We start from the raw sequence: 7,213 nt of genomic DNA, 5'->3' as shown, positions 1-7,213 counted from the left end.
TCCACTTGCTTTTTAGGTAGAGAATCTATTTTAGATTTAAGGCTTTTAAATAAATCATCTAAGCTAGATTCTGCTTTTTGCGTTTCTTGTGTTTGTGTGTCTTTGGGTGGCGTCTGGGCTTCTTTGTGGATTGCTTCGGTCGCTTCGCTCCCTCGCAATGACGGCTGTGTGTTTGCAAATATGTTCTCACTAGGTGGGATTTCTTGTGTTTCCTGCTTTGGTTGTGGTATAATGGTGTTTGTGCTTAACTTAGATTCTAATTCTAGGGTATTATTCGGTGTTGAAGCTTCGCTTAACCTATCCTCACCCGTGTGAATAATATCCTTTGCTCCTTGTGTGTTTGCATTTGGTAGGTTGCGTTTAAACACAGGGGACATTTCTAATAATTCTAAGCTATAAATTTTATTTCCGTTTTGATTAAGTTCTTTGATTGTTAGTTTTACATCTGTATTTTCAAATGGTGCTAAATACTTATGGAATGCTATTATATCTGCACTATTATTGTTTGACTTTTGAGATTGCATAAAAATAGCATTTGTAAATAAATCTAATACATTCTCCACAGCTTGTAAATGATTCTCAAGTGAAAAGCCATTATCTAAGCTCTTGCCGATAGCTTTTCCGCTTAACATTTTTTCTAATCCATCTTTAGAAATATAAGCCATTCTACCATCTGTTTTGTTTGTGGCTTGTTTCCCCTTAAGATATTGAAGCTTGTCTAATATTTCTTTTCTTTGTAGAGTAAGTGCATTTTTCTCTGCCACTTCTATTAACTCATCTTGTGCCTTATCCACACGATTTAAGATTTTCTCAATTTGGCTTTTTGTTTGGCTAGTGTATGGGGCTTTGGCAATTCTATTTTGCAAGGTGTGTTTTAGCTCACTCACAGAAAAGCTAGATTCTAAGGCTTTTTGCAAATGATACCTAAGAGCCGAGCCTTGTACTTTTTTGGTTTAATCCGCTCATAAAAGGGATATGAGGCATTAATCGCACAAGATGTGAAAAGGCATTTTTCACCATTTGAAACTTCACCGCCCCTTCAATGCTTGTGGCAATAGATGAGCCGATTTGTCCTGTGGTCGTAGGCTTTAAGGCTTTGGCGATGAGAATGTCATTTTTAAATAATCTATCAAAATCACTCATAATATTGATAAAATCTTGTGCTTCTTTACTTTGGAATGTGTCTTTATGCAAGGCTTGTAGCTCTTTAAAAAACTTGCCACTATCTATAACTTGCAAAGCATTTTCATCATAAAGGGATTTTTGAATAAGGCTTTGTAGCATATTGAGTTCAATTAAGGCTCTATTATCTTTATCTAGGGCTTTGGTTAAGGTGCTTATATTATCTAGCCTATCGCCTTGCCCCTTGGCAAGTTTAAGCAAAGAATCTAAGGCTTTGTTTTGTTCAGTTGTGGCGTTGCGGATTTTGAGTTTATCGGCGATTTTTAGCACTTCTTTCATATCCGCATAATCGCTTAAAGCTGTGGCATACAGAGAGCTTATATCTTTATAGGCACTCTTATTTTGTGAAAATATAGCTTCAATACCTGCTTTTATATCCTCTCTTAAAAAGCTATCCATTGCGTTTTTTATATGATTTTTGAAATTTGGGTCTTTGGCTTTTTTATAGTAGCTATTAAGTGTTTTAAGGGCATTATTGAGTTGATTGAAACTTACGCCATTTTCATTATAAATGTTTTTTTCAACAAAGCTAATAAAGCTTTTGACTTCATTTTCAATAGGAATGCCTTGAGATTCTAGGCTTTGCTTGTAAGCTTGAAAGGTTTGGTTATTTTGTTGTGGTATAATCTCGCTTGAGCGTTCAAGGCTTGTTTGCTTAGGCAAAGGCGCGGCGGTGTTACTGATTCCTTGAAAATTCTCCGCTCTCTTTAATACTCTGTTACTTTTAACTACATCATTTATCACTTTTTGTATTTGTGTTGTTGGAATCCCTGTTATATCTCTTTGGTCTTTACTAATAGCTAAGTAATACAAATCTTTGCTTTCTTTATGTTGATATGCCTTTATATATTCTTGTCTTATCTCGCCGTTTTTAAGCACTTCTAGCACGATATGTGGATTCTCTTTTGTATCTTTAAAGAGAGTTAGAAACTTTTCCCTTTGTTCTTTATCTAGCTTGTCGCTAAAATGCTTCTGTAAATGTTCTAAATCTTTTATACTTATCTCTTGTGGTATAGGGCTTGGTTCTATATGTTTAAGGCTTAAAATAGCTTCTTGCTTATCTTTGCTTAAAGTCTTAAACTCATCACTTTTAGCATATGATTCCACTTTTTCTATGGTTTTTTGCTTGGGATTCTTGCCATTGCCTAGCTCTATAATCTCATCATTCTTTTTAACTGCGGTGTAGCCTTGAGATTGTAAAATCTCTTGCACCTTTGGCAAGTCTCTTAAATCTATATCCAAAAAATGAGCAAGTTCCCTTTGGAGTTTATCTAAGCAATACATTTCTTAAAGCCTTTTTACATTATTTTTCATAGCCGTTGGCTTGTCTTTTGTGTGCTTTTACTTGATTTTTTGGCTCACACTGTGTCATTTATTCTCAATAAACTCCTTGTGTTCGCCACTGCAAAACAAGCAAAATCATCACAAAACGAAGTTTCTTTAGAAAATACTTCACCTTGAAGTTTTACTAAACTGCAAACTTAGCATTCTGCCTTGTTCCTAAAGCTTGATTTTTATTAGGTATTTAAGCAAAGATAAGGGATTTTTAAAAGGGTTAAAAGCGTAAGGTTAAAGCAAGGTTAAGCCAAGTGTGTTAAAATCTGTGCAATTGTTTTAAAGGAATTGTAGAATGATTTTAGCTACAAGTGAATTGCAAAAAATCCGCCACAATATCACCGCCTTAAATGATAATAATATAAGGGGTAGTAGCATTGATTTAAGCATTGATGACAAGGCATTTGTCAAAAAAAATAATGATATGATTGATTTATTTCAAGTGGATAGCGTGGAAGATTTATGCAAGGATATTTATAAGGAAGTGGATTTAGCAAAGGGCTATGAGCTTAAGCCTCAAAGTTATCTTTACTCAAAAAGTGTGGAAACTATCACTATGCCAAACACAATGTGCGGTATAGTTTTGCCACGCAGTTCATTTGCTAGAATAGGTTTGATTTTGCCTATTTCATCTTATGTCAATCCCGGATATAATGGAAATTTACCTATTGTGATTTTCAACGCCTCTAACTCTATTGTTAAAATCCCGCCTTATATAAGGATTATGCAATTATTGTTTTGTGAATTAAAAGGCGAAGCTATCCCCTATGGCTCACTCAATGATTCAAAATATCAAAATGAAAGCGAGCTTTCAATTCCTAAGTTTAATGATAAAGAAATAGGAGAAATCCTTGCAAAGCTCAAAAATAAATAAGCTTGTTGCGATTATCCAAAATACCATACAGGACACTATGAATAAACAAGAGCATTTAACGCCAACGCTAAATGATATTTATGATAGTTTTAACTCGTTAGGCTTAAGACTAGATAGAAATGAAAACAATAGCAGTGAGATTTTAAAAATGCTTAAAAATAAAGAGCATACGCAATGGGATACTTTTATCATAAGGCTTTTGCAGGTATATAAAAACCAAGAAAAATAAGCAATAATCAAATGGGATTTTTAAAAGGGTTAAAAGCATAAGGTTAAAGCAAAGTTAAGCCAAGTGTGCTAAAATCTAGGTAATTATCTCTAAAGGGGAAGTTAATGAAAAGCACAAAAACGGCATTATTTTTTAGTGCGTGGCATAGTGATTTAAAAAAAAGTGGTGTAAAAACAAAAAATCTAGGCGAAATAACTCTTAGCATTAGGGAAAAGCAAACTATTGCATATAATCAAATCCGAACCATATCACTGCTAGAAAGTCTCTTGTAAATGGCAAGTAATATACAAAAGAAAAAAGCTCAAGATTCTCAAATTTCTCCTTTTATATGATGTTTCGCACCGCTTCTGTGTGTCAAAGAGTAATCTAACACTCCAGCCTATTCAGATTCTCTAAAATATATGTATGAGCGGATTGTAGTTTTTCTTGTGGGATATTCTCAAATCCGCTTAGTCTAGCAAAATACTCAAAGTCTCCCAAGCTATCAAACTTTATATCACCTTGATTAAAGACTTTGTTTGTGGTAGAATCTATGGTGCTAAGGTGATATTGTTGTGGGTAGCCCTGCTCTAAGCTAGGATTAGAGATAGATTCACTCTTTGCCACTTCATCTGCATTATGTGGATATGGGTTAGCCTTAGCATTTTTGAGTAAAACTTCCCTGTTGTAATTCCCTTTGGTTTTCCACAGGCTTTTAAAAATAAGTTTATCTTGCCCTAATAATGCCTCTTCAATACCTATATGATACCCATTAACCTGCTTTACATAAATCACGCTTCTATTAGTGAAAAATAGTTCATCATATTTTTGTGTAATGCGTGGGTAATTTGCTTCTATATCCGCCCTTGTGATAGCGATATTGCCCCTTTGTGTTTCTTTTATTTCATCGCCGTGCGATTTTAAAGCGTGAGCGATTTCATTTTCTCGTAATTCTCTTAAAAGTAGTTTTTTGTTTTTAAAATTAAAATGTTTTTGAAAATCATCTACTTCGTGTGGCTGGACTTTAAAGGTTTGGTTATTTGGAGTATAATGCTCCTTAACATTTTCTAATTTTGGATTTTTAAACTGCATTTTGTCTTTAAGGTTTCTATCACTATAAAATGTTATAATTTCTTGTGTAGCGGTGGTGGGGTTAGAGTCCATATCCGCTACATCATTAACTACCGCTCTAAACCTTACGCTATCTTTTTCCCACTCATATAATCTAGCTCCGTTTGTATCAATAAAAGGCTCTTTATGCTTTGCTAGATACTCTCTTATGTCTTTTCCTAAATTGACCAATTCTAAATCTGTAATGTATCCTGCTTTGCTAGGGTCTGTTAAATGTTTTATTCTCTCGTGTTTTGCTCCCTTATAGCGTGTGCCTTGCATAAAAGATATAGCATTCTCCACACTTTCTAAATCCTGCTTTATAAGTGTAGCGTTTTTCCCATTATATGTTACATTGTAGATTCCTTTTTGCTCTTGTTGTATGGGTTTGTCTATCTCTTTGCTAAGGGATTTAAGCTCATTTAGATTCACCTTATAGCTATCATTGTAGATACCGCCTATAATCTTATTTATCGCTTCATCATAGCTTTGTTTTGTGCCAGATTCTAGCTCATCAAATACGGCTTTTATATCGCCTTTGTTTAAATTAAGATTATCTAGCTGTTTTTTAACCTGAAAGCTTGTGGCATTCAAAATGCTACGCATATTATCATAAGCCTTTGGGCTTTGGGCGGAAGCTTCACTTAAAAAAGCTAAGAGTTGCCCACTTTCATCAGCTCTTATAGCTTGTATAAATTCTTGTTGCCTTGCTCTTTGTGTAGGCAAACTTAGGGCATTTTGCAAAAAATCATAACTTTTAGCAAAGCTACTATCCTCACCAAAAGTGCTTTTAAAAGGATTTTTACCTTTTTGTCCTTTAAAGCTAAGAGTTGCCCCAAAACTTTCACCTGCTTCTTTTAAGCTCAACATCTGCTCTTGTGTGTAAGTCTTATCTATGAGCTTTTGAGCGGAACTTGCATTGCCATCTACTGCCCTTTTGGCAAATCCCAAAATGGGCGTGTAGTCTATAATCTTACCTAATGGCAAATCTTGTGCTTTGGCTAGGGCTTTGCCGCCATATTTGGCAATACCCGCTATTGCGACATCGCCCACCACTGATAACGCCCCCTCTTCAGTGGCATGGCGGATAAGCTCATCAAAGTGTGTTTCTCTATTTAAATAAGTATTAGCAATAAGCACATCAGTAGCCCCACCGCTAAAAGCCCCAACCCCACCGCCGATGATTGCTCCTATCATTGCAGTTTGTGGGGTTTTACCCATTTTTGCCCATGCGATTGCACCGCTTACCCCACCGCCTATGCTTCCTAAATTTGCCGATAAAATATTGGTAAAGTTATCAAAAAAGCCCTGATTGACTTTATAGGCATTCTCTCCTTTGTAGAAGTATAACTCACCTTTTTTTTGTTATAGCCTATTTCATCAAATCCAGCCGTTGTGGCGATTTTCTCCACTTCTCCCAAATAATCTTCAAAGGCTTCTTTATTCATCTCTCCTTTATAGGCAGATTCTATGACATTGCTTATACTTTTGTGCTTGTGGATATTATCTAAAAAGGCGATAGCTTTTTGTGTTTGTGGTAAAATCTCATTTTTTGCCTTATAGTTTTCCTGCCATTGTTGTAAGACCTCTTTTTCATCTGTGAAAAAATAATCCCACGCATTTTGAATAGCTCCTAAGTCATCGGCGATTATCTCTCTTTGCTCTTGGGTTAAGTCTTTGGGGTCTTTGATTTGTGCGATATTTTGCTTTTCTTTCAGTCTGTTGTATTCTTTCTCTAAACTTGCTTCCATTGAGTTAAACTCAAAAAAGCCCTTATTATCGCTATAAAGCTCGTGAAGTCGTCTTTTTTCTGCCCCGCTTAAGTCTTTTAAATCTTTGCCATTTTCTACACTTTCTCTTAAAAGCTTATCAGCCTCTGCGTTTACGGCTTTGACATTATCGGTTTTGTAGCCTATGTTTTCTAAAATCCATTCAAAGAATCCTTTGTCTTTTTGGCTAGAATTTGGTGTATCCGCTTGTTGTTCGCCCTTGTGGGTTTCTTGTGTGCTTGTATCCGCTTTTTTGTCTCGGCTAGATTTTTCGCTACCGCTCGTGCAATCCGCAAGGATTTCACCCACACTTGCAAAAATGACAAAATCCTGCAGGGGTGTGGATTCTCACTATGATTTAAATTCGCGGTGGGGCTATACATAGAGTCTGCGGTCTCAAAATTTTCATAATCTCCTAAATGATTGCCCGAGACTAAATCATTTTGAGGCAAGGGGCGTAGCCATAAATCCCCGCTCTTATTTGCCTCTTGCAAACTATGATACATTGCATTTGTGATTTGCTCTTGCGTGTAGCCATTTGACTTAAAAGTATTCTCTAACTCATCAAAATTAAAATTATTCTCCGTTTTTGTTTTTAAAAAATTAAGTGTAGCTTCTTTGCTTATGCATTGTTTTTGGAGTTTGTCAAAATTAAAGTTAAAAACTTCACTCACTGAAATCCTTTTTCATTATTATTTTCATAGCCGTGAAATTTGTGTCAAATTTCACTTAAGA

7 protein-coding genes are annotated in these 7,213 nt (G+C 35.4%); 3 read left to right on the top strand and 4 right to left on the bottom strand.

Annotated elements, in window-relative coordinates; all coding sequences use genetic code 11:
* A partial coding sequence (locus tag EBF12_RS02220) for an LPD3 domain-containing protein (RefSeq protein WP_157979035.1) occupies nucleotides 1–917 on the bottom strand: 917 nt, incomplete at its 3' end.
* A 7-nt stretch (nucleotides 918–924) separates the two neighbouring features.
* Complete coding sequence (locus tag EBF12_RS02215) at nucleotides 925–2,466, bottom strand: hypothetical protein (RefSeq protein WP_167444782.1); 1,542 nt, start codon at nucleotides 2,464–2,466, stop codon at nucleotides 925–927.
* A gap of 346 nt (nucleotides 2,467–2,812) precedes the next feature.
* Here EBF12_RS02215 and dcd point away from each other — a divergent pair, with 346 nt between their 5' ends.
* The 3 genes from dcd to EBF12_RS11030 all read left to right on the top strand — a co-directional run bounded on the left by dcd (nucleotide 2,813) and on the right by EBF12_RS11030 (nucleotide 3,892).
* Complete coding sequence (dcd, locus tag EBF12_RS02210) at nucleotides 2,813–3,391, top strand: dCTP deaminase (protein ID WP_121726210.1); 579 nt, start codon at nucleotides 2,813–2,815, stop codon at nucleotides 3,389–3,391.
* The gene (locus EBF12_RS02205) at nucleotides 3,369–3,620 is read left to right on the top strand and encodes a hypothetical protein (protein WP_121726209.1); all 252 of its coding nucleotides are present in this window, start codon (nucleotides 3,369–3,371) and stop codon (nucleotides 3,618–3,620) included. Before dcd ends, EBF12_RS02205 begins: the two co-directional genes overlap by 23 nt.
* Before the next feature lie 104 nt (nucleotides 3,621–3,724).
* Complete coding sequence (locus EBF12_RS11030; protein ID WP_157979034.1) at nucleotides 3,725–3,892, top strand: hypothetical protein; 168 nt, start codon at nucleotides 3,725–3,727, stop codon at nucleotides 3,890–3,892.
* 94 nt (nucleotides 3,893–3,986) lie between these two features.
* Here the strand turns inward: EBF12_RS11030 and EBF12_RS02200 are convergent, their stop codons facing one another.
* Nucleotides 3,987–5,930, bottom strand: a complete 1,944-nt coding sequence (locus EBF12_RS02200; protein ID WP_121726208.1) for a PBECR3 domain-containing polyvalent protein — start codon at nucleotides 5,928–5,930, stop codon at nucleotides 3,987–3,989.
* 44 nt (nucleotides 5,931–5,974) lie between these two features.
* Nucleotides 5,975–6,787, bottom strand: a complete 813-nt coding sequence (locus tag EBF12_RS11025; RefSeq protein WP_157979033.1) for a hypothetical protein — start codon at nucleotides 6,785–6,787, stop codon at nucleotides 5,975–5,977.
* Nucleotides 6,788–7,213: the final 426 nt, after the last annotated feature.

This window comes from Helicobacter labetoulli (assembly GCF_003670275.1).
Taxonomy (GTDB): domain Bacteria; phylum Campylobacterota; class Campylobacteria; order Campylobacterales; family Helicobacteraceae; genus Helicobacter_C; species Helicobacter_C labetoulli.
This window is presented reverse-complemented; position numbering and strand designations above follow the sequence as displayed.